At 62.3% G+C, this 236-nt stretch carries 1 protein-coding gene; it reads right to left on the bottom strand.

Annotated elements, in window-relative coordinates:
• Nucleotides 1–236: GTP-binding protein (locus tag ACYQ0J_RS13885; protein ID WP_460172642.1), on the bottom strand; the 236-nt coding region annotated here is incomplete at its 3' end.

Below are 236 nucleotides of genomic sequence, written 5' to 3'. Positions count from 1 at the left end.
GAATAGTGCCGCTTCGCCGTCTCGTACTCCACATGCGCCGTGTTGATGGTAATCCCCCGCGCACGCTCCTCCGGCGCCTTGTCAATCTCCCCGTAGTCCTTCACCTCCACATTCGGGTTCTCCGCCGCCGCCACAAACGTCAACGCCGCCGTCAACGTCGTCTTCCCGTGGTCCACGTGCCCAATCGTCCCCACGTTCACGTGAGGCTTCGTCCGGATAAACTCGCCCTTGGCCAT

The sequence above is a fragment of the Thermus sp. FJN-A genome, assembly GCF_054655095.1.
This window is presented reverse-complemented; position numbering and strand designations above follow the sequence as displayed.